The sequence below is a fragment of the Candidatus Ozemobacteraceae bacterium genome (assembly GCA_035373905.1).
Classification (GTDB): Bacteria; Muiribacteriota; Ozemobacteria; order Ozemobacterales; family Ozemobacteraceae; genus MWAR01.
On sequence record DAOSOK010000037.1, the window covers coordinates 26,129 to 50,482 of the forward strand.

Below are 24,354 nucleotides of genomic sequence, written 5' to 3' on the forward strand. Positions count from 1 at the left end.
GCGGTCACTTCGCTCCCTGCATCGCCTCGAGGGCGCGGCGGGCCTGGTCGATCTCGCGGAGTTCCCGCAGGGCCGCGGTCACTTCCGGGTCGTCCGTCGCACGGGACAGGGTCAGCGCCGTGTATGTCTTGTAGGCGGCCTCGCGGAGGCGGCGAAGCTCCAGGTCGGTGCGTCCGGCGTATTTTTCCGGCATCGTGACCGAGGGCGTCACGCTCACGGAGAGGGCGACCGAAGAGACGGCCGCCGTGTCGGAGGCGGTGTCGGAGGCCGGCGCGGAGCCTGTTTTACGGAGCATCTCGAGGGCGGCCACGTATTCGTCGGCGGCCCGTGCGTCGTTTTCGAGATTCCTGATCTCGTCTTTCACTTTTTCGCGGTCGGCGAGGCGGGTGATCGGGAGTTTCGCGAGGGCGGCGCGGGCGTTCGCGAGGCAGGTCGCGATCTCGCGGCGCCGTATGTCGGCCTGGTTCCAGAGTTTTTCGAGCTTCGCCGCACGGTCCGCTCCCGTGCCGATCTCCTGCTGCACCGCGATCAACTGGGCGAAGAACAGCTCCTGCGGGGCCAGGGCGGCCTCGGCTTTCTCGAACTCCTGCCGGGCATTCCACTTTTTGACCGGGTTGAACCAGCTCGTCGAGCGGGAGTTCCACATCGCCGCGCGAAGCGCGCGGTCAGCCTTCAGGAGCGCCTCTGCCCGGCTTTTCAGGACCGGCGCGGCGGCGACATCGTCGAGGATCATGCAGGCCATCAATCGCGAGGCTCTGGAGCGGGCTTCGGCGAGCTTTTCGAGGGACGGCCGGAACGGCCAGAACCACGGCCATTCGCGCCGCACATCCTCGATGCGCTTCACCTCGGCGATCGCGGCCGAGACGTCGGCGGCGCCGTATCTCCGGCGGCCGTCGGCCGCGAGGCCGAGCGCCGCGAACTGTTTCTGTCGCTTCGCGACGAACGCCGGATCGGTCTCGATGCCCTCGATGGCATACGCGATGATTTCGGGGAAGGTGAGGTCGTGACGGGCGAGAAGCCCGCTGACGAACCGGATGACGATCTGCTGGTGCCGTTTGTCGCCGGCGATGCTGCCGCCGACGGCCTTGCCCGCGACCTCCGTCAGTTTGTCCTTGAGGCCGTTCGAGACGATGCCGTCGATCGCGTGACACGCCACGAACGTGAAGATATCGTTCGCCGCGCCGGTGCGCAGAGATTTATACAGAGCGTTATATACGAATGTTTTTGTTTTATCCTTCAGCGTCCCTTCGAGGGGGACCCGCACGCGATACGTGCGGTCGGCGCTCTCGGACGAGGCCTTGGCCGTCTTCAGCAGCCCGTGCTCGCGCAGCATGGCCGCGACGTCGCTCACGCTCCGGTCGAAATGTTCCCGCCGTTCGCCGTAGAAGGCGTCCATCTCGTCGAGCAGCTCGGGCCGTTCCTCGAGGAGGTAGTCGGCGATGGTCCGGACCCCGACGGCGGTGGGCAGGAAGGCGTTTCCGGCCGTCTTGAGACGTTCGGCGGACATGGTGGCGATCTTCGAATCGCGCTCGTGTTCCGCCTTCATCGAAGCTTCGAGGAGGCGGACCGGAAAGCTCACCGACGCCTTGCGCAACGCTTCCCTCATGTCGCGGTAGACGAGAATGTCGGTGCAGAGCTCACACAGCTGATGGTTGATATACCCCGCATTCGAAAGCGGCACCGTGAGCTTGGTGGAAGGGTAGCCTTCGCTCGTGTGCGCCGACGGGACCTCGGCGAACAGGTGACCGGCCCAGCCCAGAGCCATCGCGACGTCGGCGAGGCCGTAGCGGGGATCGTTCTTCGCCAGATCGACCATTCGCAGGATGGTTTCCGGATCGAAGTGGAACTCTCGCGGAAACCCGTCGCCGGCGTTGAACTTGATGTCGGGGGCCGGACCGCCGCCGATGAACAGGTCTTTCATGCTTTCGGGAACGGCCCGCAGCAGTCGCGCATCGAGCGCGGCCTGCGACCAGGCGCACGTATTCACGGCCAGGTGCGTCATCGGCCCCCACGCCGACAACGGGGCGGCGAGGAGGGCCAGCGCAAGCACGGCACCGGCAATTCCGATTCGCAGACGTCGCATACTCACCCTCCGGATACGCTCAATTTCTTTTCATTATACCCGCAGAGGGCGGATCCCGGAGTACCCCGGCCTGCGGGGTCAGATGTCAGTTCTCCCGGGTATGGAGGGCCGGGAAATACCGGACGGCGTCGGTCTGGCGGGCGCGCTTTTCCGAATTTTTCATGATCCGGTCCACGAGGCGCTGGCGTTCGTTCGGGTCGGGATACCGGGATGGATTCTCGACCATCTGGAGCAGGCTTTCGTAATCAGGCTCGTAGACGACGCGCATGCGGATCCAGGACTCGTTCTCGACGCCTTTCGGCGGCGTTCCCGTCTTCGTGATCGTCACCCTGGTCTTCAGCGGTTCCGTCGCGAGGGCGGAAAGGCTCATTTTTTCGGGATACACCTTCAGATCGGGGGTCGACTCGAAAAAGACGTCGATATTTTTCGGCGTGCCGACCTTCGCCCGGACCGTTGCGGTCAGGGGCAGCGACTCGAGCCCGATCGCATCGGGACTCGGCTCGAGGGTCATGACGATGTTTCCGGGCACGAGATACCGGAACTCGGACGCCGGCAACAGCTTGGCTGCTCCCAGCGCACCGATCGCGACGAGAGAACATGCGACAAATTTGTACAACGGCTTCATAATCTGGTCTCCACGTATTTGTTGTGGTAGTGCATCTACGGTTCGATCGTTCCGCCCAGGAACGGGCTTCGCTGATTCTTCGAGCCGACGCTGACATCCTCGCCGGTCGCTCCGTCATCAGGTTGGGCGGTTTCCGCCGGAGGCACGGCGGTCGCGGACGACCCGGCGGCACGAGCTTCGGCGGCGGCCTGTCGGGCCTGCAGGAAGGCTTTCACGGCATCGCCGCTTCCAAGGAACCGCTTCATCTCGTCGTCGGAAAGTTTTCCGCGTGTGCAGTCATCGAAGATTCGCACGACATCCGGGGCCTGGTCGGGGTTCCTGGCGACATAGTCTTTCAGGAAATCCCCGAGCGTGCGATCGGTTTTGTTGGTCGCGCGGAACGAGAGCAAGAGCTTGTCCATGCCGCCCGGAAGTTTCGATATATTCAACAACGCGAGCCCGATGATCCCCTCGACCCGGGTCAGCGTCATTCCGTCGAGAGCGGTCGCCGAAGCGGTTTCGTAGACCCCTTTCGAGCGCTCGATCTTCACGTCTTCACAGACGACGGGCCACCACGAGGCGCGTTCGGGCGAGTCGTGCATCTGCAGGAACACGGCCCAGCCTTCCATGAACGCCGCCCGGGGCTTGATCGCCTCGTTGATGTAATGAGTGCCGTCCGGGCCGTAGGGCGCATCGCGCTCAGCCTGCGCGCGGTCCATCGAGTGGGCGCACTCATGCACGAACGTCGAGCGGGCCTCGTCTTCGCCGTCGGGGGCGTTGAATTTCAGAGAGCTGAGCTGGAGCAGGTCGCCGTTGCTGTACGGCCAGAAATCGCGGAGCACATGGCTGTCATTGTGGCCGTTGACGTCCGTCAGCACCACCTCGACCCTGCTCCGGGCCCCCTGCTTCATCCGCTCGATCAGCGCCTGTTCCTTCGCATGGCGATAGGCCGCCAGAAGGGCGCGCTGGCCGTCCGACAGAACCGAGGGATCGGGGTCCGCGCCCATCAACTGCAGCAGATGCGCCTCGTCGCGCACCTTCGTGACGAACACCCTGTACCGGAAACGCTCGTCGTTTGACGTGACGTCCTGCCGGCCTTCACGGGTCAGATCGGCCTTCAGCAGGCGTTTTCGCCAATCGGCAGCCGGAACGCGCCTGACGTTCGACGCGTGCTCGCGGACGGCTGCGACAGCCGCGCCGGGCGTTCCCTGCTGAACGGGAATGACCTCGTCGATCCGCTGATAGTAAAAAACGAACTCGAACGACTCCCGGGATGACTCGACGCGGGAAAGGGATTCGGAGCGAGACTGCGCGGCGGCCGGCGTGCGGCTCGTCCCGGCGGTCTGGCCACAGGCCAGGGTTGCCGAAAGAACTGCCGCCAGAAGCAGCGAACCGATGCGTATCGAATGTTTCATGCGTTCCTCTCCGGAAAAGGCCGAGCTCCCCGTACGGGGTTCCATGATCATACTGATCGAACGGGGGGGTCGGGGAATTATTTCGGGATCATTCCCGAGAGCACATTGTAAAAGCCGTGCATGAACGTGATCAGGGTGTCGGCGCCGGGTTCGGGAATTCGTCCGGGCGGGAACAGGCCGGCCACGTCGGGATGCTGCGCGGCGGCACCGAGCGCAAGGGGATCGACGCGCACGCGGACCGGCGGGGCGCCGTCCTGCGGAAACACCAGTTCGAACGCGGTGATGAGCCCGTCGCGCCGGCTGATGATCACGGTCGGCGTAGCCGCCTGCTCTTTCGAGAACCGAAGTTCGGAAGGGGTTTCGAGACACCAGGGGTGGGTCTCGCGCAGTTTTTTCGCGATATGCGCCGGGGTCTGGGGATGCACGCCGATATCGATGGGCCGCGTCGCGAGGAGCGCGGTAAGGTTCATCACGAGGTTCATCGCGAACTCCCCTTCCGCCGACCGGTCGATCCTGACCGTGGGGATCGGAATCTGACGCCCGGGGCCCGAGACGAACAGGGTCTGCGTGCCGCCGAGATCGAGAAGGCAGGTCGCCGTCGCCCCGACGGCCAGATACCGGAACAAAGCGTTCGGAGCGGAAAGTTCCAGGAACGCATGGTCGTTTTTCTTCATGCTGATCGTGCCGCTTCCGACGATCTGCTCCCCCTGGCCGACCGCGAGGCCGAGTCTGAACGCATCGACGTCGGGGGCGATCGGAAGCAGCGTCGCGGCGACGTCCTTCTCGAGCGCCGTCCAGAATTCCGTCTCGGATGCGACGTTTCGCGCCGCCTCTTCGCCCGAAGCCGGAAACGCCGTCATCACGACGGCAAGAGCCAGCAGAGCCGCGCACCGCACGAAAAGGCTCTTCATGTTCGAAGCTTTATTATATTTTATCATATACACAAGTTCTCCCGCCGTCGCACCGGATGTATCGAGACCCGCATGATGCCCCGATCGTACGCTTCCGGCGCCTATTGTGGCGGAACGCAGGCGGAAAGTCAAAAGGAAATCCGGGGCGCGGCGCGAAAAAGAAAGGGCCCCGGCGCACTCGGGCGGGAGTGCGGGGGACCCTTTCGGCGGGGAAAGCGGATATCAGTGGGTGAACACGTGGTTGTTGAGGGTGAAGATGTTGCTCAACTGCGTGCCGGTGCCGGTGGACACCTGGCCCCAGTTCCAGCCGCGGAACAGGCCCAGGAGCAGGGCGCCCAGGCCCGCGGCGACGGGAGCGGCGACCAGCGCGCCGGCGGCCGATCGGGTGTCCCGGGCATGGGCCGCGGGGTTGGCCTGGGCCCGTTCGACGGTCCTGAGCAGCCGGACGACGATCTCGAGCGCGTCGCCCCGGTCGTTCCAGAGGATCTGGACCTTGGCCTTGTCGATGCCGCGGCGCAGATCGGACGCGAGGTGGCGGTAGCACCCGGCAAACGCGTAGGTCCCGACGATGTTTCTCGCCTGATCGAGGTATCTCGTCGCCACCTGCAGCGACGCATACCCGGTGCTGCACGCGATCGCGCAGCGGGCCTCCTCGAGCGCGGCATGGGCGCCGTTCAGGACGGCATGGACGTCGCACGTCTGGGCCAGCACCTGCGGCGCGGCCTGGAACAGCAACGAAACGATCAGAGCGAAACAGCAGACGGTCCGAAACAACGACTTCACGAAAGAACCTCCATATCGATTCAAAACTCTGTTGAGGAAGCGGTGATAAAGCATTTTCCATGCCACCTCGAAATAGCCGGTTGCAAAGCGAAAAACCGGGAATGCATCGCCGGAGATTGTCCAAATTCCGGCAGGGCGGGCGCATGAGTTTCCACACTTCCCCGGCACGAGCGAATCGTGAATCACTCACAGGATTTCATCTGCGACATCTTCTTCATCGATGTGTCGAAGGCCTCTGCGTTTTGTTACACTTGGGGAAATTCACAATGCGGAGAGGGAGGATTGGATGGCTACCTTCCGGAATATCCTGACGGCCTTCGCGGTGACGGCCCTCGTCGGCATCGCCGCCGGCTGGCTCCGGTACTGGATGGGATTTCTGGTCATCTTTCACGGGGCGGCCTGCGCCGGCATCATCGGCTGGCTGTTTCATCGCGTGAGGCCCGACCCGGCCGGCTCTGCGGAGTCGAACGCCTCGGTCTGGCGCTGGACCCTGCCGCTGCTGGCCGCGTTCTGGGCCGGTCAGATCGCTGGAATCGGTCTCGCGCAGCCGTGGTTCGAGCCCCTGGCCTACCTGGGCGGCATCGCGTCGGGAAAGGGCGTGGAAACGTTCGCCGCAATGGGAAGCGTTCGCTCCTACGCGGGCGGCATGTCCGGCTTCCTGTGGCTGTTCAGCGTCGTTCTCGACGCGCTGGTCATGTGGATTCTCCTCGCCGTCGCCCTCCGAGACGACGGGAACGCGCCGCATGAAGCCGAACCGGAAGGAGAAGCATCATGACATCCCCGTCCGGAAGCATCTCTCGCGTTCTTCTCCTCGTCATGGCGTTCATTCCGCTCATCTTCGCGGCCGGCTGCGTGTTCGACGGCGAGGCCGACGTCGATACGGCCTGGGGCGCCCTGAAAAAGGGCGATCCGAACCAGGCGATCAGGTTCGCGAGCCGCGCAATCAACTTCGGAGGCCTTTCCGGCGAGAAGCTCGGCTCCGCGTACGAGTGCCGTGCCGCGGCGAACCGCGACAGGAACGAGTTCGACCGCGCCCTGGCCGACCTGGACAAACTCGTGGCGCTTCGGCCCGAGTATGCCGGAGGCTATCTGGCCCGCGGGGAAGCGTTGTTCCGCGCGAAGGCGCATGATCGGGCCCTGGCCGACATGGATCGGGGGCTCGAGCTCGCCGATCCCTCGGGAACCGGGAAAGGCGCCTCCCTTGCCCGGCGGTATTTCATTCGCGGCAATATCCGCCTCGTGAAAAAAGACGCCGACGGAGCGATGGCCGATTACGAGCACGCCCTGGCGATCGACCCGTCGTCGCTCGACGCGCGCATGGGGCGCAGTTACGTTCTCGAGGCGCGCGGGCAGAAGCGCGAGGCGCTGGCCGAGATGGAACTCGTCTGCCAGGCCGCGTCGAAGAACTTCTCGCTTCCCCTTTCCCGGCAAAGCGTCTACCTGCGCCGCGTCATCACGCTCCGGATGGCGAACGGCTTCGACCCGTCGAAACCGGCGCCCGTGATCCCGGCCGAGGCTCCGCCGGTTCCCGACGCCCCGAAGACTGAACCCGCGGAATCTCCCGAAGCACCGGCAACGCCCGATACCGATATAGAGCCGGACGCCGTTTCCGAACGGAATCTCGACAAGCCCCTCCTCGGCAACTGAAACGAATCTCGCACGCACAGAAAGGAAGTTCACGTGGCGAAACAACGCTCGACTGGAACCGTCAACTCCGCCTCCGGCGTCTGCTGGAACCTGAAAGACCTGTACGCATCGCCGAAAGACCCGGCCCTGGAAGCCGACCTGGTCAAAGCAGAAAAGCGCGCGATCGCATTCGAGAAGAAGTACAAGGGCGCGCTGAAGCGCGGCATGACCGGGCCGGGCCTGGCCGCCGCCGTCAAGGAATACGAGGAGATTCTCGTCCTGCGCGACCGGCCGGCCATCTACTCGAACCTGCTGTTCTCGGCCGACACGCAGAACCCGGAATATGGCCGTCTCATGCAGAGCGTCCAGGAGCGCACGACGGGCGTTCATACCCACCTGCTGTTCTTCATGCTCGAGTGGTGCGCCCTCGACGAGAAAGCCGCGAAGGCGCTGATCGGGCACAAGGCCGTCGCCCCGTGGCGGCACTTCCTCGAGGCGTCGCGCCGGTACCGGCCGCACGTGCTGTCGGAGCCGGAGGAGCGGATCATCGAGGAGCTCGAGAACACCGGCTCGCGGGCGTTCGTGCGCCTGTTCGACGAGACGCTGGGCGCGATGCGGTTCCCGGTGAAGGTCAAGGGAAAAGCCCGCGACCTGAGCGAGCAGGAAGCGCTCGCGATGCTGTACGACCCCGACCGCGAGACCCGGCGCGCCGCGGCCGAGGGCCTGACGGAGGGCTTCGAGACGAACCTGCGGCCCCTGACGTTCATGTTCAACACGCTCGTGCAGGACCACGCGACGATCGACCGACTGAGGAGCTACCCGACCCCGATGGCCAGCCGCAACCTGTCGAACGAGATCGACCAGAAGACCGTCGACACGCTGCTGCGCATCTGCGACGAGAGCACCGGCATGGTGGGGCGATACTACCGGCTGAAAGCCCGTCTGCTGGGCCTGAAGAAACTGTACGACTACGACCGCTACGCGCCGATCTCGCGCGATCTCCCCTCCTGCTCCTGGGAAGAATGCCGCGAGCTCGTGACCTCAACCTACGAAGCGTTCTCACCGCAGGCCGGCGAGATCGCCGGGATGTTCTTCTCGAAACGCTGGATCGACGCCGAACTGCGGCCCGGAAAGCGCGGCGGGGCGTTCAGCGCGCCCGGAACGCCGGACGCCCACCCTTACATTCTCGTGAATTACAGCGAGCGGCTGCGCGACGTGAGCACCGTCGCCCACGAACTCGGCCACGGCATCCACCAGTTTCTCTCGCAGGAGCGGGGCTACATCCAGTCGGACACCCCGCTGACGCTGGCCGAGACAGCGAGCGTGTTCGGCGAGATGCTGACGTTCCACGCCCTGCTCGAGCGGCAGAAGAAGCCCGAAGTCAAGCTCGCGCTGCTGTGCGGCAAGATCGAGGACGCCTTCGCCACGGTGTTCCGGCAGGTCTGCATGACCCGCTTCGAGCAGAAGCTGCACGAGGCGCGGCGCAAGCAGGGCGAGCTGAACGCCGACCAGCTGAGCGACCTGTGGATCGAGACCAACCGCACGATGTTCGGCGACTCGGTCGAGCTGACGCCAGGCTACCGCCGGTGGTGGTGCTATATAACGCACTTCATACATTCACCGTTCTACTGCTACGCCTACGCGTTCGGCGAACTGCTGGTGCTCTCGTTGTATGCGCTGTATCGGAAGAACGGCAAGACGTTCGTCCCGAAATACATGGAACTTCTCGCCGCCGGCGGCTCGGAGAGCCCGGAGACGCTGACGAAGCGCATGGGCCTCGACATCACGAAACCGGCCTTCTGGAAAGCCGGCATCACGCTGCTGTCCGACATGGTCGACGAAGCCGAACGCCTCACCGCCTCTCTGCGGCCTGTCAGGGGTAAATGACGGAAACCGCCAGAACGATCCCCTCCTACTACTCGTCTCATATATTCTTGATTTCTGCAGAATGAAAAGCCACCCGTTCGCCTTGAGCTTGTCGAAGGGCGAGTGCATTCGTGCTTCGACAAGCTCGGCACGAACGGTATCGAGCACGCGGGCGATTGCCGTGGTATTTGCGAGACGAGTCGGAATGACGCGGATGAACGCAGATAGAATATAAATCTATATTATATCTGCGTCATCTGCGAAATCTGCGGATCGTTTTCGGCTTACGTGGCGGATTCGCGGCGGACCTGTTCGCCGAGGTCGATGAAGCCTTTTCCGAGAATCTGGCGGGTTTCGCCGACGATCACGAAGGCGTTCGGGTCGAACTCGTGGATGAGAGAACGCAGCATCGGCATTTCCTGACGGCGAACCGCCACGAGCAGGATATGGGTGGGCCGGCTCGTATACATGCCCATGCCGTCTAGGCGGGTGACGCCGCGGTGCAGTTCCTCGATGATCCCCCAGGCGATCTCGTCGGCCTGTTTCGAGATGATCAGCACGGAGCGATAAACCGACATGCCCTCGAGCACGGTGTCGATGACCCTGCCGCTGAAGAACACCGTGATCAGGCCGTACAGCGCCAGATTCGGCCCGAACACGTATCCCGCGATCATGGTGATGAGGAAGTTCATGCCGAGAATGGTGTCGCCGATCGGGATGTGCCACCGGTGATGCAGGATCAGCGCCACGATGTCGATGCCGCCCGTGGTGCCGCCCGCCCGGAACGTCAGTCCGACCCCGATGCCAGACAGGATGCCGCCATACAGACAGGCCAGCAGGGCATCCTTCGCGAGCGGCTGTATCTGGAGCGGCCCCATCATGAGGTCCGTCAGGGTCGAGGTGACGATGACCGACATCACCGTCTTCCAGACCGAACCGGTGCCGACCAGCTTCGCCTGGATTCCGAGGAGAATCAGGTTTCCGATCAGTACGACCGCGCCGATCGGCGTTCCGATCGCGAAATACATGATCGTCGCAAGGCCGGTCAGGCCGCCCGATGCGATCCTGTTCGGCGCCGTGAAACAGACGATGCCGACCGACATCAGAACCGAACTGAACAAAATGAGCAGAACGTCCGTCGCCCGGACGTTTGTCTGACGTGCCATGAAGATCCTCCTCGACGCTGGTGCGGCCGGGGCGGAACCGCCCTCCCCGGCGCCGCGGCAGTGTATCACGCTCATCCCCGGAAGGCAACGGAACGCGCGACGCGAACAACCGCTCGTCCCGGCGCGGGAGAACGTGGTTGCAATCGGAGGGGGGGTTGGGGTACGCTACTAGCTCATGGGAGAGAACGCATGAGCCGTCTTCAGATAACGGCCGAAAAAATATCGGGCGTCGTCGTCATCAACGTCGAGGGCGAGATGGACGTTTACACCATCGGAAAGCTGAAAGAAGCGATTTCGATGGTGACCCAGTCAGGCGCGGTCAGCCTCGCCGTCAATCTAGGCCTCGTCACCTACATGGACTCGTCGGGCCTCGGCCTGTTGCTCGGACTGCACAAACAGCTGGCGAAGAGTCACGGCACCCTGGTCGTGGCCGGGCCGAGCGGTGCGGTGCGGGAGGTGCTTCGGGCGACGAACGCCGACCGGCTGCTGAAGATCGTGAACACGAAAGAAGAGGCGGCACAGTTCATTGTCGACAACCCCTTCGGGGACAAACCTGGCGCCAGGCAACCTTAGAGACGGAACCCAACCGTGAAAATGTATCGTTCAGATCCGTTTTTCGGGCGTGCGGGCCGGAAGAGCGCCTTCACTCGTCCTGCAGAATGCGGCCGCGATAGAAGATGACGAACTTGCAATGCGTGCAGTTGAGCGTGAAATACGGAGACTGGCGTCCTGCATGGGTTTTCTGGACCATCGGAGCGCTGCATTGTGGGCACAGCATAAACATACCTCCTGTCGAAAACGTTCTTTTATCCCTTACTCGATATATCGGCATTTTTCGACGAAGAGTTGAGAGGAATTTTCATGTTTTCCTCTGAAGCCACGAAAACGCGATCCGTGCTTGTTTTTCAAGGCATCGTCGCCGTCGTCGCCCTGCTGATCGTCTGGCTCGCCTGGGATTTCATCCGCCAAGACGGCGTCAAGCGCGACGAGGCGGCCAGGCGCCAGGTCGCTCTGACAGCCGATCTCGCCGCACGGGACATCCGGACAGCCCTCTCGGGGGCGGCCGATTCGCTCCAGCTGCTCTCCCGACTTCCCGAGCTTCGGAACACGCGTCGCCACGGCCCGGCGGCCGAGCTCGCAGGAAACGCGAACTCCGCCCTGCTGACCCTCGTCTCCGACCTGGCGGCCGCCCAGACGTCGACTTCCGATGATCTTCCCCTCTCCTCCACGATCATTTCGTTCTGGAATTTCATGGCCCCGATGGTGGAATATCGCCTGGCCGCCGTGCGCCGCCGGGCATACGACGTCGGCCTGCTCCCCCTCCTCGAAATCCTTCCGATTCCCGAAAACCTGGAACTTCCGCCCATGCGCCCGTTACCGGCCGTGTCGCGAAGACCCGGTTGGGCCGATCTGGCGGCGGTCTACGCGGAATGGCTCGAACGGCCGCTGATCGCGACGGGCCTCTTCCTCGATTCGGCGTTCGGCTGGGGCGGCATGGTTCCGGCCGATCCGCAGGAAAGCGGGCGCCTGCTCGCGGCGACCCTCAGCGATCGAGATCTGATCCGCTCCGTCGCCCTTCGCAGCCTCGACGGGAAGGAAGTGGCGGAAGTCTCCGAGATCGGCGGTCCGACGATGCCGTTCGGAGGCTGGTGGCGTCGCGGCCTGCGCCAGAATCGCCCGTTTTTCCCCGGGCCCGCCGTCTTCGACGAAGGCATGGGCAGGCCTCTCTGGCAGGCGGGCGTTCCCGTCCGCGGCGCCGCCCGCGAACCGGAAGCCCTGCTGACGGCACAGATCGATCTGGGCTTTCTCGGCGACCTGGCGTCCCGGACCAGGCTCACCCCCGGCTCGATGTTGATCGTCACGGACGAAGACGGCGTCGTCATCGGCCACCCCCGGCCCTCTCTCGTCGTCAATCAGGTCAGCCTCAGGCATACTCATCAGGCGGTCTCCGCCGCCCTCGACGGCGAGGAAGGAGAATCTGAGCTGCGCATCGCCGGCGTTTCCTACGTGGCGGCCTGGCGATCGATCCGCCAGGACGGCGGGAACCGGATGCCCGGATGGGCGCTGGTTTTTCTGATCCCCGCTTCCGAGATGACGTCGGACTGGTTCCGGACGGCGCTGCTTTCGGTTCTTCTTGCCTCGGCGGCACTCGGTGCATTATTTTATACATCCGGCTTGATTGAATCCGCATTTGAAGAGGATATCGAAGCATGAGTCGTAGAACAGTCGCCTCCGCGGCAGGATGGAAACGTCTGCTGCTGCCGGCCGCCATGGCCGCGTTGTTCGGCATTGCCGCTCCCGCCGTATCGGCGGCAGTCAAAGGCGCGACGGCCGTCATGGAGCAGGCCATCAAACAACGGTCGGCCGGAGATCTCAACGGCGCCATCCGGAACCTCCGGAAGGCCGTCGATACGGCCGAGAACCCATTCCAGCGCAGCCTGGCCCGCTTCATGTTGGGCGACTGCCTGATGGAGGCGAAGAAGCCGGACGAGGCATCCGAGATCTACACGTCGATTCTCGGCGCCGATCCGACCGAAGAGGAGCGGGCGGAAGCCCTGTTCCGGCTCGCCCAGTGCAGCAAGTCATCGGGAGATCTCGCCGGAATGAAAAAGTATTGCAGGCAGATCACCACGGATCACTCCGACAGCCCGTTCGCCGAACTCGCCGGCCTCCTGTCGAAATCCGCCGCCGCCGAGCAGGCCGCGTCGGAAGCGCTCACGGCCGCAGGTTCCGACCCCGGGACTCCGGCCGAAACGAGGTCGCCCGCCGTCGCCGATACCGCTCCGGCGCGGCCTGACCGGGCCCAGACCGCCTCATCCGCCCCGGCGCCGTCGACCAGGCCCGTTCCCGTCTACGAGGGCGTCGATCAGGAAACGCTCGCGGCCCTGCAATCGCGACCTCAGACGAAGCCTGCACCGGAACCGCCGGCGAAACCGGCCATTCAGCCCGATCGCCCCTCCGACTCGCCCGCCCCCGCCGAACCCGCGGCGAAAACCGCCGCAGCGCCCGGGCCCCAGCCTTCCGTGGCTCCGGCGCCCGCGCCGGAAGCGGCGAAACAGGCCGTTGAAGCGCAACCCCGCGCTTCCGCGGCGCAGGAACCCGCCCGGGAAGCCGTGGCTCCGCAGGCACGGGAGCCCCGCCGGCCGGAACGCCGCGGTTCATCCGCGGAAACGGTCGATATCGCCGATCTCGTCACGCTCGCTCCGCTTTCCGGCGAAGAGCGCGAAGCCCTCGCCACCCAGATCCTCCAGGACCAGGAGATCGTCAAAGCCAACCCGACGGCTCCCGGTGCGGACGAGGTTCTCGCCCGCATCGCCGAGGCCACGGCCCGGTTCGGCGAACCCGTCGAGGCCTGCAAGGTCTACGACCGCATCCTGACCGAGTTTCCCCGGTCGAAGCTGCTCGAACGGGCATATTTCGAAGGCATCCGCCTCCGCGCCGCGCTCGGGCTCAAGCCGATGGTTTCCCAATGGGGAAAGGCCTTTCTCGACACGTTCCCGAAGTCGCGGCGCGCCGACGACGTCCGCCGCCTTGTCGCCTGGGCCGATCGATCGGCGGCTGGCGACGTTCCCGCCCGCCCGGCCGATCGGGAGAAACAGCCGACCGCCGCATCGGAAGCCGTGAAACGGCAGGAAGCGGCGGGCGCGTCTTCCCGGGAATACGCTCCGGAAAAAGATCCGCGGTACCGGCAGGCCAAACGGCGGGTCGCCGACAACCGGTTTTCCCTCGCCCTGAACGATTTTCTGGGGCTGACCGACGCCCATCCCGGCGTTCCGACGCTGTGGTGGGAACTCGCGCTTGTCCAGATTCAGCTGCAGCGGTATGATGAGGCCGAGGAAAGTCTCACCCGCCTGCTCGCCCTGCAGCCGGACAACCAGGATGCCCGCTCGCTGCTCGGATACGTGCATTATCACCAGAAGGATTACCACCAGGCGGCCGACGATTACCGGCAGGCCGGGGCGTCGGAAAGCGACGGGCTGAAGTTTTTCGACTCGCAGACCGCCGCCCGCCGCATGGAACGATCTTCGAAAACCGCGAAACCCTCATCGACCCGCGAAGGAGAGAACGAATGAATATCGAGAGCCGTCAGTTGATCGAAGCGTTGAAGGAAGACGGGGACAACAGGCGCGAAGCCGAAGACTGGGGTGCCGCCAAGGGCTTCTACGGCAAGGCGTTGGAGGAGTTCGACCGCATCGCCGAGGACGACACCGAGATGCCGTTGACCTCTGACGACCTGGCGCTGAAGAACGAGATCCAGTCGCGCATGGTCGGCGTCAACGCCAAGCTGGCCCGGGCGCACTTCGAATGGGGCAAGATCGCCTCCGAGAACCGCGAATGGCAGCGCGCCCTCGACGAGCTCGAGACCGCGACCGACCTGGCCGGCGACGAGGACGTCGCGTTCCTCGAGCAGATCAAGCCGCTTCTCGACAAGGCCCGCGTGAAGGTCCGCGACCGCCAGATTTACAGCGAGATCACGCCGATGGTCGAGCGGGGCGACAGCTTCAGGCGCGCCGAGAACTTCGGCGAAGCGATCCTGGAATACCAGGAAGCCCTCAAGGCGCTTGCCGGCCTGCCCGCCGGGCATCGCTACGTCCAATACGTGCGCGACGCCCTGCGCGAGTGCCGCCGTCACCTGGTCAAGCCGTATCTCGCCCGTATCCATCGAGCAACCCTGGCCGGCCGCGTCCGGCAGGCGCTCTCCCTGCTGAAACGCGCGCAACTGCTGATCGACGACAACGACGTGATCTACCGCGCTTTCATCGACCAGATCGGCGAAGACATCGCGGCGAAGCTCTCGAAGAAAGAATTGAAGGAGATCGAGGAAGGCGACGAGGGTGAGTCGGCCGACGCCTGGACGAACGCCGTCGCCGAATACGAGGAAGCGCTCGACCTGTATTCCTCGTTCACTCAAACCGACCCGCTGTCACCGGCGTACAACAGCCCGAACGCGTATGAAGACAAGTTTCTCCAGTCGCGCCGCAAGCTCGCGACCCTGTATCGCCAGCGTGGCGACCGGTTCCGCGACAAGGCCCTGTTCGACAAGGCCATTCGTCAGTATCGGGAAGCCCTGAAGCTGTTTCCCCGCTCGGACAAGGCCTTTCACGACACCTTCCGCGACATGAAGAAGCTCCGGGCCCAGCTCGCCCCGACCACGGCCTGATCGGCACGGCGTCGCATTGTTCCTGTAGGGGCGGGTTTCAAACCCGCCCCTCCGCATACCGGTGTGAATCCGACCACACCGTTCGCCCTGAGCTTGTCGAAGGGCGAAAGCCGTTCGTGCTTCGACAGGCTCAACACGAACGTGGATACAATAGTATATAATATTACATATAGTGATATATAGACATGACTGATGTGAATGCGTCGTTCCGGGGACGGGGGCGGTTCGTCCTGAGCGGCGAAGCCCTGGCCGGTCTCGCGTTCGGCCTGATCGCCGTTCTGCTGTTTTCCAACGGCTGGTTCGTCGACCTCGAAAACGGCAGCATCGACCTGCGGTTCCGGTCGCGGGGCGAACTGCCGCCGAGCCGCGACGTCGTGCTCGTCTCGATCACCGACGAGTGCATTGCAAAACTCGGCCCGTGGCCGTGGCCCCGGGCGATCCACGCGCGGCTGCTCGACGTGCTCGCCTCGGCAGGCGCCCGGGTGGCGGCGTTCGACATCATGTTCAGCGAGCCGTCGCTCGCGGGCCCCGAAGACGACGCGATCTTCGCGAAGGCGGTCGCTTCGTTCGGCCGGGTCGTCCTGCCCCTCGTGATGGTGAAAAAGACCGTGCTCGACAACGACACGTGCGAAATGGTCGAGCGTCTCGTTGCCGACCGGCCGATTCCCGGGCTGAGGGCCCCCGTCGCGTCGGAGGGCTTCATCGACATGGAGCACCAGCTCACGAACGCCGACGGCGTGATGCGCCACCTGTTCCTGGAAAAGAGGCTGGGGGAAGAAACGTATCGCTGCTTCGGCCTCGTGATCGCGGCCAGCCTGCTCGACGCCGGCATCAACACAATACCAGGCGGTATATCCGTCGGCGGGAAACCGCTGGAATTCTACACCCGCCGGGAACGCACCCATCCCGGCTCCCCGATCAGCTCCCTGATGCTGAATTACGGGGGAAAAACCGGGTATTTCGACGACGTCGCCTATCACGAGGTGCTCGAAGGCCGTTTCCAGACCGGGCTGATGCGTGGCAAGGCCGTCATCATCGGCACGCGGGCCAAGGGAACCTCCGAGGACGTGAAATTCTCCCCGTTCGGGGCGATTTCCGGCATGGAGATCCACGCGAACCTCGTCCACAACATCGCGAGCGGCCGCATCCTGCGCCGTCTCGCCCCTTCCCGCACGTGCGTGCTTCTGCTGGCCGTCGCTCTTTTCGCCGCGTGGATCATCTGGCGGACGGGAAGCGTCGCCGGCAACCTCGCGATCGCCGCGCTCTGGCTCGGCTGGCCCCTTCTCTCCGCGTTCGCCTTCAAACGTGACCTGGTGCTCGAGACCGTACCCTTCCTGCTTCTCCTGCCGGTCCAGTGGGCGCTGATGCGCCTCGGGCAGCAGCTCGGCGACCTCCGGCAGCGCAACCGGGAGCTGGCCCGCAAGGTGCGCGAACTCTCGATGGTGAACGAGGTCAGCCAGGCCGTGAACTTCATGGGTGACCTCAAGCGGACCCTCGACACGATTCTCTCCCGCTGCGTACAGGCCCTCGGCGCCGAGCGTGGCTCGCTGTTCATGCTGGACGAGCGATACGAGAGTCTCGTCGAGGCGGCCGTCGTCTTCGGTGTGGAGGGCGAGGCGGCCGTCGATCCCGAACTGCTGGCGAAGTTCCGCGAAGGCGCCGGCATCGCGGGCGAGGTGTTCTCGAGCGGCCAGCCGAAGCTGATCCAGGACACGGCCCGGGAAAAGGGATTCGAGCGGTTCGCGGGCGGTCGCGGCGCCGTGCGGTCGATCCTGTGCGTTCCGCTCCAGGTGCGGGACACGCCGATCGGCGTCATGAACGTCGTGAACAAGACCGCCGAAGGGTTCGACCACGAGGACCTCCAGATGGCCCTGACGATGGCGAACCAGGCCGCCGTGGTCGTCGAAAAGGCTCGCCTGTTCAACCTCGCCACGATCGACGGGCTGACGGGCCTGATCGTGCGCCGCCACTTCCAGTCGCGCATGGAGGAGGAGTTCCGGCGGGCGAAGCGATACGAGAAGCCGCTCTCATTTATCATGACCGATATAGATCATTTCAAGAAGTTCAACGACACCTGGGGGCACCAGACCGGCGACATGGTCCTGCGCGAGGTCGCGAAGATCGTGCGCTGCACCATCCGCGACACCGACGTGGCGGCGCGCTACGGCGGCGAGGAGTTCTGCGTGATCCTGCCGGAAACCGACCTCGATGGCGGTCGGCTGTTCGCCGAGCGCCTGCGCCAGAAGGTCGAGTCGTCGGTGTTCCAGGGCCCGAAGGGCGACCTGCGGGTGACGATCAGCCTCGGCCTTAGCGCGCTTCCCTACAACTATGCCGAAACAACCGTCGAGATGATGAAGATCGCCGACGAGGCCCTCTACGAGGCGAAGCATGCCGGCCGCAACCGCGTCGGCGTCTCGTCCGTGACCGAACCCCCCGCCCCGGAACCGGCGAAAGAGGCTCCTGACCCCGCGTCTCCGGCTTCTAAACAGCCTTGATACGAGCGGGCGAACCGCGCATGCGTATTTTGTTCCCGAACCAGGGAAATATCCTTCCTTTTCGCCGTAGCCCCGTTCGGGTACCCTTTCGACATCGAGGGGCGGTTCCGATGATCGCTCGGGGAACACGCCTCGGAAGTTGAGAAAAGAAGAGGTATCCGTATGATCAAGCGTCTCGTTCTGGTTCTGAGTTTCCTGGTCCTGGCAGACGCCATGGTTTCGTTCGCGGCGGAGCCCGCATTCCAGGCCGTGAAGTTCGAGGAAGTCGACTCCGGCATGCCCTACAACGTTCCCGAGGTTCCGGCGACGGATCCGAAAAGCATGGAGGGAATCAAGGTCGCCCTCGTCTGCGCCCACGGCTTCGAGGAAGTCGAGGGAACCTACCCGCTCAGGTATCTGCGCGCCCGCGGCGCAACGGTGGATGTCATCACCCCCGACTGGATCAAGGGCCGCGTCATGGCCGTCCAGTTCCTCAAGCCGTCCGTCTGGATTCCGGTCACCAAGACCGTTTCCGAGGCCAACCCGACCGACTACTGCTCGGTGATCATCCCCGGCGGCGCCTGGAACCCCATCATCATGCGCACCGACGGCAAGATCCTCGATTTCGTGCAGAAGGCCCAGAAGGCCAACAAGCTGATCGCCTCGATCTGCCATGGGCCGCAGGTGCTCATCAGCGCAGGTCTCGTGAAGGGCCGCGAGATCACCGGCGTCGGCGACATCCGCGCCGACCTGCGCAACGCCGGCGGCCGGGTCGTCGAAGACCAGCCCGTCGTCGTCGATGGCAATATCCTCACGAGCCGCGATCCGAACGATCTCGCCCAGTTCTGCCAGGCGTTCGAGGAGTATCTGAAGAAGAACCTGAAGTTCTGCCACGGCCAGAAAGAGGACGGAACGAAGGACGGCGCGGCTCCGCAGGCCTCGATGGAGCAGGCTACCCAGATGTGCCCCGACTGCAACGGCACGGGCCGACTGACCGGCGGCCCCGGCAACTATCCCTACGCCTGCCCGAAGTGCAAGGGGACGGGCAAGGTGGCCGGAAACCCCAACCAGCCGCCCGTTTCGACCGATCATTGATTCGCTGACGATGGCAAGCCTGCTCGAGCACCCGTTCACGAAGCTGGTCTTCGAACACCGGAACTTTTCCCTGTACCGCTTCGAAGGCCGGTTCCAGCGGAAAACGCGTCTCACCCTCAAGAGCGACCGGATCGGCATTTTTCTCTGCGAGAAGGGCCATTTTCACTCGGATACCACGACCCTGACCCACCATCTGCACGAACGGCTCGTGTCGTTCGCCCTGTCGCACGACTGCACCAAGGTGTTCGACGCCGGCGTCGAGATCGTTTTTCTCCTGGTCATGTTCGACAGGGACGTTCTCGAGGCGTTCATCCGCAGGGTCGGCGGGGACGTCAACCTGGTCATGGGGAGTTTCTCCAGCTGCCAGTGCACGGTCAGAAACACCGGCCGCGACATCTCGGCCGCCGCGGCGAAACTGCATGCCGAGGCCACCGGCCGGTACTGGGGATACGCGACGGCCATCGAGGCGGCGTTCGACGAGCTGCTGGTGAATTTCGTGCGGATGTTTTCGGAAGCGAACCGCGAGCAGGTGCCGGCGGACCCGGTCACCGCGAAGGTGGGCATGTTCCTCGAGGCGCACATGGACCGGGAGCTCACGCTCGAGGAGATCGCCGACTGGGCCGGCGTCTCGAAGAACCACCTGTGCCGCATTTTCAAGAAGTCCACGGGCCAGCGCGTCTTCCAGTATCTCAACGCCCTGCGGATCCGACGGGTCTGCGAGCGCTTGAGGGGCGGAGGCGAGACCGTCGAGCACATCGCCAGGTCGGTCGGATTCAATAACATGAACTATTTTCACAAGGTGTTCAGGAACGTCACCGGCACCATGCCGACCGCATGGCGCAAATCCGCGGGAACGGTCTCCGCGCCCGCGATCATGGAGGGTTGATCATGCGTTTTCAGCTCGCCGCCCTGCTCGCGATCGTGCTCACGACCTGTTTCTCCGCCCCGCTTTGCGCCGAAGGGCCCGCCTGGGCCGTCGACGGCAAACTGGGATTTCACTTCGCCTTTTTCGACGCGACGGAGCATGCTCCCGACGATTCCTGGAAAACGGTTCCCGTCGCGCAGGTTTCCCCGAACCCCGCTCCCGGCGCCGCCGACATCACGAACATCGACCTCGACGGCATCCGCGGCCTCGGTTTTCCGCTGCCCGCCCGTCCCGGCCCGGGATCGTTCACGTTCTTCCTGAAATTCTTCGAGTTCCCGGCATGGCTGAGCGCCGAAGCAGCCACGGCGTGCGTCGTCGACGGATACGGCCTGCATCTTCTGCCGGGCGGCGCCGAACTTCGGGCATGGCTGTCGGACCGCGGTCACCTGCGGGTGAAGAAAGGGGTCGTCGCTCCGACCGGCCAGCTTTTCTCGGCCGCCGTCCCGTATCCCGACCTGGTCGTTCCGCAAAAGGACGTGACCATCGAAGGAACCGCGCTGAAGCCTCAGCAGTATTTCGACCGCTCCGTCCCGTTCGTCTCCCTATATCTCCTGCCGGCCGAAACCGAGCCGGCGGGCATCTCCGAAAACGACCGCGTCGTCTGGAGCGGCAAGGGCGTTCTCGCCTTCCACAAGGCGCTCACCGAGTCATATTCCAAAAACTATACTTCCGTGAAGGGAAGCAATCCCGACACGTATAGCTACTTCCGTCTGCCGGGCGCGAGCGGAACCGTGACGATTCTGAAGCTGCCTCTCAAGCCGATGACCTTCGAAGCAAACTGGCGCGATCTCCCGATGCCCGAGAACCCGGAAAAGGTCTTTCTGTCGGCTCTTCTGCTGATCTACCGCTACGAATACCAGGTGACGGGACCCCTCGGCGATGAGACGGCCGTCGACTCGCCCGCATTCGCGGCCGCCACGAAACTCCTCGACGCGCAGGTGTTCGAGGCAGGATCGGTCGTCCGCCAGCCGTGACGGGTTTCTGGCCGTGATCGGTTACAGGAACATCCGTCTCAACCCTCCTGTTATTGGCAATTAGCATTGACATTTGCCAATAATTATTTATCCTTATATGAGGAGGTGTTGCCATGGAAGCTATTTTGGATAAATTTGGGCGGATTGTTATCCCGAAAGAAATTCGTGATGCCCTGGGCCTGCGTCCAGGCTCATCTTTCCTAATTGAAGAGAAGAATCAGGGAATTCTGTTAAAGCCGGTTGAAGGCACTCCTCATATAAAAAATGAACATGGATGGCTCATTTTTACCGGCGATCTTCAAGCTGATATTTCCAATACTATCAATGATGTCCGCAAAGAGCGGTTTGAACATGTATCAGGAATGAACAAATGAAAATATTTGCTGATACTTCGTTCTTCATTGCGGCACTCATCGAAAGTCATCCTCATCACTCAAGAACCATGCCATGGATTGAAAAGCTTTCTCACAAGAAAATAGACCTCGGTGTTTCCAGCCATTCAATTGCTGAGATATTCGCAATCCTTACAACACTCCCAATTGTTCCCAGAATTCCTCCCGGCACAGCATTAGAAATCATTAACAATAACATTATTCAAAATTCTCACGTCATTGAATTGAAAACATCTGACTACTTGAAATGTTTACATTTAGCTACCGAAAGAGGTCTTCACGGTGGAATCATTTACGATATATTAATTGCTTATTGTTTCGATAAATTCAAAGGCGATGGCATTCTCACATTTAATCACAAAGACTTTGCCAGAATCTTACCCGATAAAAAAGAATTTATCATTGTCCCATAAGGGAAATATTCCTATGCGATTGAGCACCCCCTGGGATGTTCTGCTGTGCGATATCGACGGAACGCTGATGGGCAAAACGCCGTCAGGGTCCTGGGCCGCCTTTCCCGGCGCCCCGGATGCGCTGAGAGAGGTTCGCGGGCACGTGCGGACGGTGTTCGTGACGAACACGACGTCCCAGTCGCAGAAGGCCATCCATCAACTCCTGAACGACCTCGGGTTTCCGTGCGAACCAGGCGAGGTCTACACTCCGTGGGCGGTGGCCCGGGAGGTCATGTGGAAGGAAGGCCGCACGAGCGGGTATGCTTTCCTTCCGCCCCGCGACCGGAGCGAGGCGGACTGGTTCGTCATCGACGAACAAGGCGGCAATGCCGTGCTGGTCGGAGACGAATCGCTTGACGCGACGTTCCGGCAGGTGCAGAACGCATTCCGCCTGCTGATGCGCGGGGCGAAGCTGTATTCCCTTCAGAGAAACCGGTATTACCGCGGCTCCGACGGTTTGTGCCTCGATCTCGGGCCGCTGACGGCGGCTCTCGAATACGCGAGTGGCCAGCAGGCGGTCGTTTTCGGGAAACCGTCCCCCACCCTGTTTGCAAGCATCGCCGGGGCATACGGCACGAGCCCGGAGCGCATGGCCATCGTGGGGGACGACGCCGAGTTCGACGTCGCGGCGCCGATGAAGCAGGGGCTGACAGGGATTCTCGTCAGGACGGGGAAGTATCTCGCGGGAAGCGAGGACCGCCTCGAACGGCCACCCAGCTTCACGCTCGACTCGTTCGCCAGCCTGCCGGCGCTTCTGAAGGCGCTCGACTGAGCCTCAGCCTTCGAGGTCGGTGCGGGACAGGTTGAGGGTTTTGAGGTGCCTGTATAGGGTCGCCTTGTGGACCCCCAGAATCGCGGCCGCGCGGGTGATGTTTCCACGGGCATCCGCGAACGCCTGCCGGATGATTTCGGGGTCGAGGTCGATCTTGCCGCCCGGCTGACGCGAAGAAACGGCCGGCATCACCGGTTCCGCCGGTGCCTTCCGGATTTCGACGACATCGCCGTTTTCCCCGTCGACCCGAATGGGAGGAGGAGTCGCCGGGCGGGGCATTTCGACCGGCGCGGTATCGGTTCCAAGGGGAATGGCGCTCCGATAGGGCAGCATGGTGACGCGCGGGTCGTACCGGGCAAACCGGGCCGCGTTCATCCGCTCGTCATACCACTCTTTCAGTGACCGCAGGCCGATGACCTCACCCTGGGTCTCGGCGAACAACCGCTCCATCAAGTTTCGCAGCTCGCGCACGTTTCCCGGCCACTGGTACTGTTTCAGCAGGTGGATCGCCTCGCGGGTCAGGCAGCCGACGCGACGGCCGTATTTTTCGTTGAAGAGGCCGATGAAATGCCTGATGAGCAGCTCCAGGTCGTTCGGCCGGTCGCGTAGCGGCGGCACGGTGATCTGGAGGGCGTTGATGCGGTAGAACAGGTCGGCGCGGAACCGGCCCAGGGCGACCGCTTCCTCGAGCTGCACGTTGGTCGCGGCGACGAGCCGCACGTCGACCTTGATCGGCTTTTCCCCGCCGACTCGCTCGATCGTCTGGTCTTCGAGAACGCGGAGCAGCTTCGCCTGCGAGCTGAGCGGCAGGTCGCCGATCTCGTCGAGGAACAGTGTCCCGCTGTCGGCACGCTCGAACCGGCCTTTGTGGGAGCGGATCGCGCTGGTGAACGATCCTTTCTCGTGGCCGAACAGTTCGCTTTCAAACAGCGTCTCGGTGATCGCGCTGCAGTTGAGCGTGACGAAGGGCGCCGAGCTGCGCTTGCTGGACAGATGCACCGCCCGCGCGATTCCTTCCTTGCCCGAGCCCGTTTCGCCGACGACCAGCACCGGGGCGTCCGAGACGCCGTACAGCCTGATCTTGTTGAAGACGCGCTGCATCGGCTGGGACATGCCAACGAGGCCGTGGAACGAGGCCTCCCGCAGGTCGATGGCGTTCGGTTCGTCGGCCGGAAGCGGCCGTTCCTGGAAGCGGATCGCGACACCCTTCGAGCCATCCGGGAGCGTTTCCGGATGGGCCTCGAGCAGGACCTGGTGCTCCTGTTCGTGCCGGTCGCGAAGCCGGGCCTTGAATTCCCTGATCGAAGCGCCGGTCTCAAGCACCTGCTCCGCGAGCTCGATCACGTCGGGGAAGGCGCCTTCCAGCCAGTCGGTATCGTCGGCGCCGCCGTTGCGGTCAGCGGATAGGCTGCGCTGGGGCTTGCCGAGATACTCGGCGAGCCACGACGGGATTCGGCCGACGATCCAGCCGGAACCTCTCCGAAGCAGGAGAAGCTCTGGCTGCATCGGCAGCAGCGGCAGTGTCGAGTTGGCTGGTTTCATGTGGGGCACCCAACAAGATACAATCCGCGCGGCTTTGGCGCAAGCGCCCAAACTGCGCGGCAGCAATTCTCAGTGAGCGTTCTGGTACGGGTTTTGAGGGGAACCTCTGTCGG

The 24,354-nt window shown here is 63.5% G+C and carries 22 protein-coding genes; 14 read left to right on the forward strand and 8 right to left on the reverse strand.

Annotated elements, in window-relative coordinates; genetic code table 11:
* Window positions 1-4 precede the first annotated feature (4 nt).
* From PLU72_16290 to PLU72_16310, 5 genes are all read right to left on the reverse strand, one after another.
* Window positions 5-2,083 carry a hypothetical protein gene (locus PLU72_16290; GenBank protein ID HOT29737.1) on the reverse strand — a complete coding sequence of 693 codons (2,079 nt, stop codon included), beginning with the start codon at window positions 2,081-2,083 and terminating at the stop codon, window positions 5-7.
* Between the two features lie 85 nt (window positions 2,084-2,168).
* Complete coding sequence (locus PLU72_16295; protein ID HOT29738.1) at window positions 2,169-2,708, reverse strand: hypothetical protein; 540 nt, start codon at window positions 2,706-2,708, stop codon at window positions 2,169-2,171.
* A gap of 35 nt (window positions 2,709-2,743) precedes the next feature.
* The gene (locus tag PLU72_16300) at window positions 2,744-4,102 is read right to left on the reverse strand and encodes a hypothetical protein (protein ID HOT29739.1); all 1,359 of its coding nucleotides are present in this window, start codon (window positions 4,100-4,102) and stop codon (window positions 2,744-2,746) included.
* Between the two features lie 77 nt (window positions 4,103-4,179).
* Window positions 4,180-5,040 carry a hypothetical protein gene (locus tag PLU72_16305; GenBank protein HOT29740.1) on the reverse strand — a complete coding sequence of 287 codons (861 nt, stop codon included), beginning with the start codon at window positions 5,038-5,040 and terminating at the stop codon, window positions 4,180-4,182.
* Window positions 5,041-5,235: 195 nt separating this feature from the next.
* Window positions 5,236-5,796 (reverse strand): hypothetical protein, encoded by a 561-nt coding sequence (locus tag PLU72_16310; protein ID HOT29741.1) that lies wholly within the window; start codon window positions 5,794-5,796, stop codon window positions 5,236-5,238.
* Window positions 5,797-6,082: 286 nt separating this feature from the next.
* Here PLU72_16310 and PLU72_16315 point away from each other — a divergent pair, with 286 nt between their 5' ends.
* Genes PLU72_16315 through PLU72_16325 form a run of 3 tightly spaced genes read left to right on the forward strand, consistent with a single transcriptional unit; the run spans window position 6,083 to window position 9,309 of the window.
* Complete coding sequence (locus PLU72_16315; protein HOT29742.1) at window positions 6,083-6,571, forward strand: hypothetical protein; 489 nt, start codon at window positions 6,083-6,085, stop codon at window positions 6,569-6,571.
* Window positions 6,568-7,443 carry a hypothetical protein gene (locus tag PLU72_16320; GenBank protein HOT29743.1) on the forward strand — a complete coding sequence of 292 codons (876 nt, stop codon included), beginning with the start codon at window positions 6,568-6,570 and terminating at the stop codon, window positions 7,441-7,443. The genes PLU72_16315 and PLU72_16320 overlap by 4 nt, the downstream gene beginning before the upstream one ends.
* Window positions 7,444-7,476: 33 nt before the next feature.
* Window positions 7,477-9,309: a M3 family oligoendopeptidase gene (locus PLU72_16325; protein ID HOT29744.1), complete on the forward strand. Its 1,833-nt coding sequence runs from the start codon at window positions 7,477-7,479 to the stop codon at window positions 9,307-9,309.
* 263 nt (window positions 9,310-9,572) lie between these two features.
* Here the strand turns inward: PLU72_16325 and PLU72_16330 are convergent, their stop codons facing one another.
* Window positions 9,573-10,454, reverse strand: coding sequence for a YitT family protein (locus PLU72_16330; protein ID HOT29745.1), 882 nt, complete (start codon window positions 10,452-10,454; stop codon window positions 9,573-9,575).
* A gap of 189 nt (window positions 10,455-10,643) precedes the next feature.
* On the opposite strand from PLU72_16330, the gene PLU72_16335 reads away from it, so the two are divergent.
* The gene (locus PLU72_16335) at window positions 10,644-11,027 is read left to right on the forward strand and encodes an STAS domain-containing protein (protein ID HOT29746.1); all 384 of its coding nucleotides are present in this window, start codon (window positions 10,644-10,646) and stop codon (window positions 11,025-11,027) included.
* Window positions 11,028-11,097: 70 nt separating this feature from the next.
* Here the strand turns inward: PLU72_16335 and PLU72_16340 are convergent, their stop codons facing one another.
* Window positions 11,098-11,232, reverse strand: coding sequence for a hypothetical protein (locus tag PLU72_16340; protein HOT29747.1), 135 nt, complete (start codon window positions 11,230-11,232; stop codon window positions 11,098-11,100).
* A gap of 83 nt (window positions 11,233-11,315) precedes the next feature.
* Between PLU72_16340 and PLU72_16345 the strand changes: the two genes are divergently transcribed.
* The 10 genes from PLU72_16345 (at window position 11,316) to PLU72_16390 (ending at window position 22,699) form a co-directional block, all read left to right on the forward strand.
* Window positions 11,316-12,668, forward strand: a complete 1,353-nt coding sequence (locus PLU72_16345; protein HOT29748.1) for a cache domain-containing protein — start codon at window positions 11,316-11,318, stop codon at window positions 12,666-12,668.
* Complete coding sequence (locus tag PLU72_16350) at window positions 12,665-14,527, forward strand: tetratricopeptide repeat protein (protein HOT29749.1); 1,863 nt, start codon at window positions 12,665-12,667, stop codon at window positions 14,525-14,527. Before PLU72_16345 ends, PLU72_16350 begins: the two co-directional genes overlap by 4 nt.
* A complete protein-coding gene (locus PLU72_16355; GenBank protein HOT29750.1) occupies window positions 14,524-15,615 on the forward strand; it encodes a hypothetical protein in 1,092 nt (363 codons plus the stop codon). Before PLU72_16350 ends, PLU72_16355 begins: the two co-directional genes overlap by 4 nt.
* Before the next feature lie 185 nt (window positions 15,616-15,800).
* Window positions 15,801-18,110, forward strand: a complete 2,310-nt coding sequence (locus PLU72_16360) for a diguanylate cyclase (GenBank protein HOT29751.1) — start codon at window positions 15,801-15,803, stop codon at window positions 18,108-18,110.
* A 162-nt stretch (window positions 18,111-18,272) separates the two neighbouring features.
* Window positions 18,273-19,184, forward strand: a complete 912-nt coding sequence (locus PLU72_16365; protein HOT29752.1) for a DJ-1/PfpI family protein — start codon at window positions 18,273-18,275, stop codon at window positions 19,182-19,184.
* Between the two features lie 10 nt (window positions 19,185-19,194).
* On the forward strand, window positions 19,195-20,070 hold the full coding sequence (locus PLU72_16370; protein HOT29753.1) for an AraC family transcriptional regulator: 876 nt from the start codon (window positions 19,195-19,197) through the stop codon (window positions 20,068-20,070).
* Between the two features lie 2 nt (window positions 20,071-20,072).
* Window positions 20,073-21,083: a hypothetical protein gene (locus PLU72_16375; protein ID HOT29754.1), complete on the forward strand. Its 1,011-nt coding sequence runs from the start codon at window positions 20,073-20,075 to the stop codon at window positions 21,081-21,083.
* 113 nt (window positions 21,084-21,196) lie between these two features.
* The gene (locus PLU72_16380) at window positions 21,197-21,457 is read left to right on the forward strand and encodes an AbrB/MazE/SpoVT family DNA-binding domain-containing protein (protein ID HOT29755.1); all 261 of its coding nucleotides are present in this window, start codon (window positions 21,197-21,199) and stop codon (window positions 21,455-21,457) included.
* Window positions 21,454-21,888, forward strand: coding sequence for a PIN domain-containing protein (locus PLU72_16385; protein HOT29756.1), 435 nt, complete (start codon window positions 21,454-21,456; stop codon window positions 21,886-21,888). The genes PLU72_16380 and PLU72_16385 overlap by 4 nt, the downstream gene beginning before the upstream one ends.
* A 13-nt stretch (window positions 21,889-21,901) precedes the next feature.
* Window positions 21,902-22,699: an HAD hydrolase-like protein gene (locus PLU72_16390; protein HOT29757.1), complete on the forward strand. Its 798-nt coding sequence runs from the start codon at window positions 21,902-21,904 to the stop codon at window positions 22,697-22,699.
* Window positions 22,700-22,702: 3 nt separating this feature from the next.
* On the opposite strand, the gene PLU72_16395 is transcribed toward PLU72_16390, so the two are convergent.
* Entirely contained in the window at window positions 22,703-24,241 is a 1,539-nt protein-coding gene (locus tag PLU72_16395) for a sigma-54 dependent transcriptional regulator (protein ID HOT29758.1), read from the reverse strand.
* Between the last annotated feature and the right edge of the window lie 113 nt (window positions 24,242-24,354).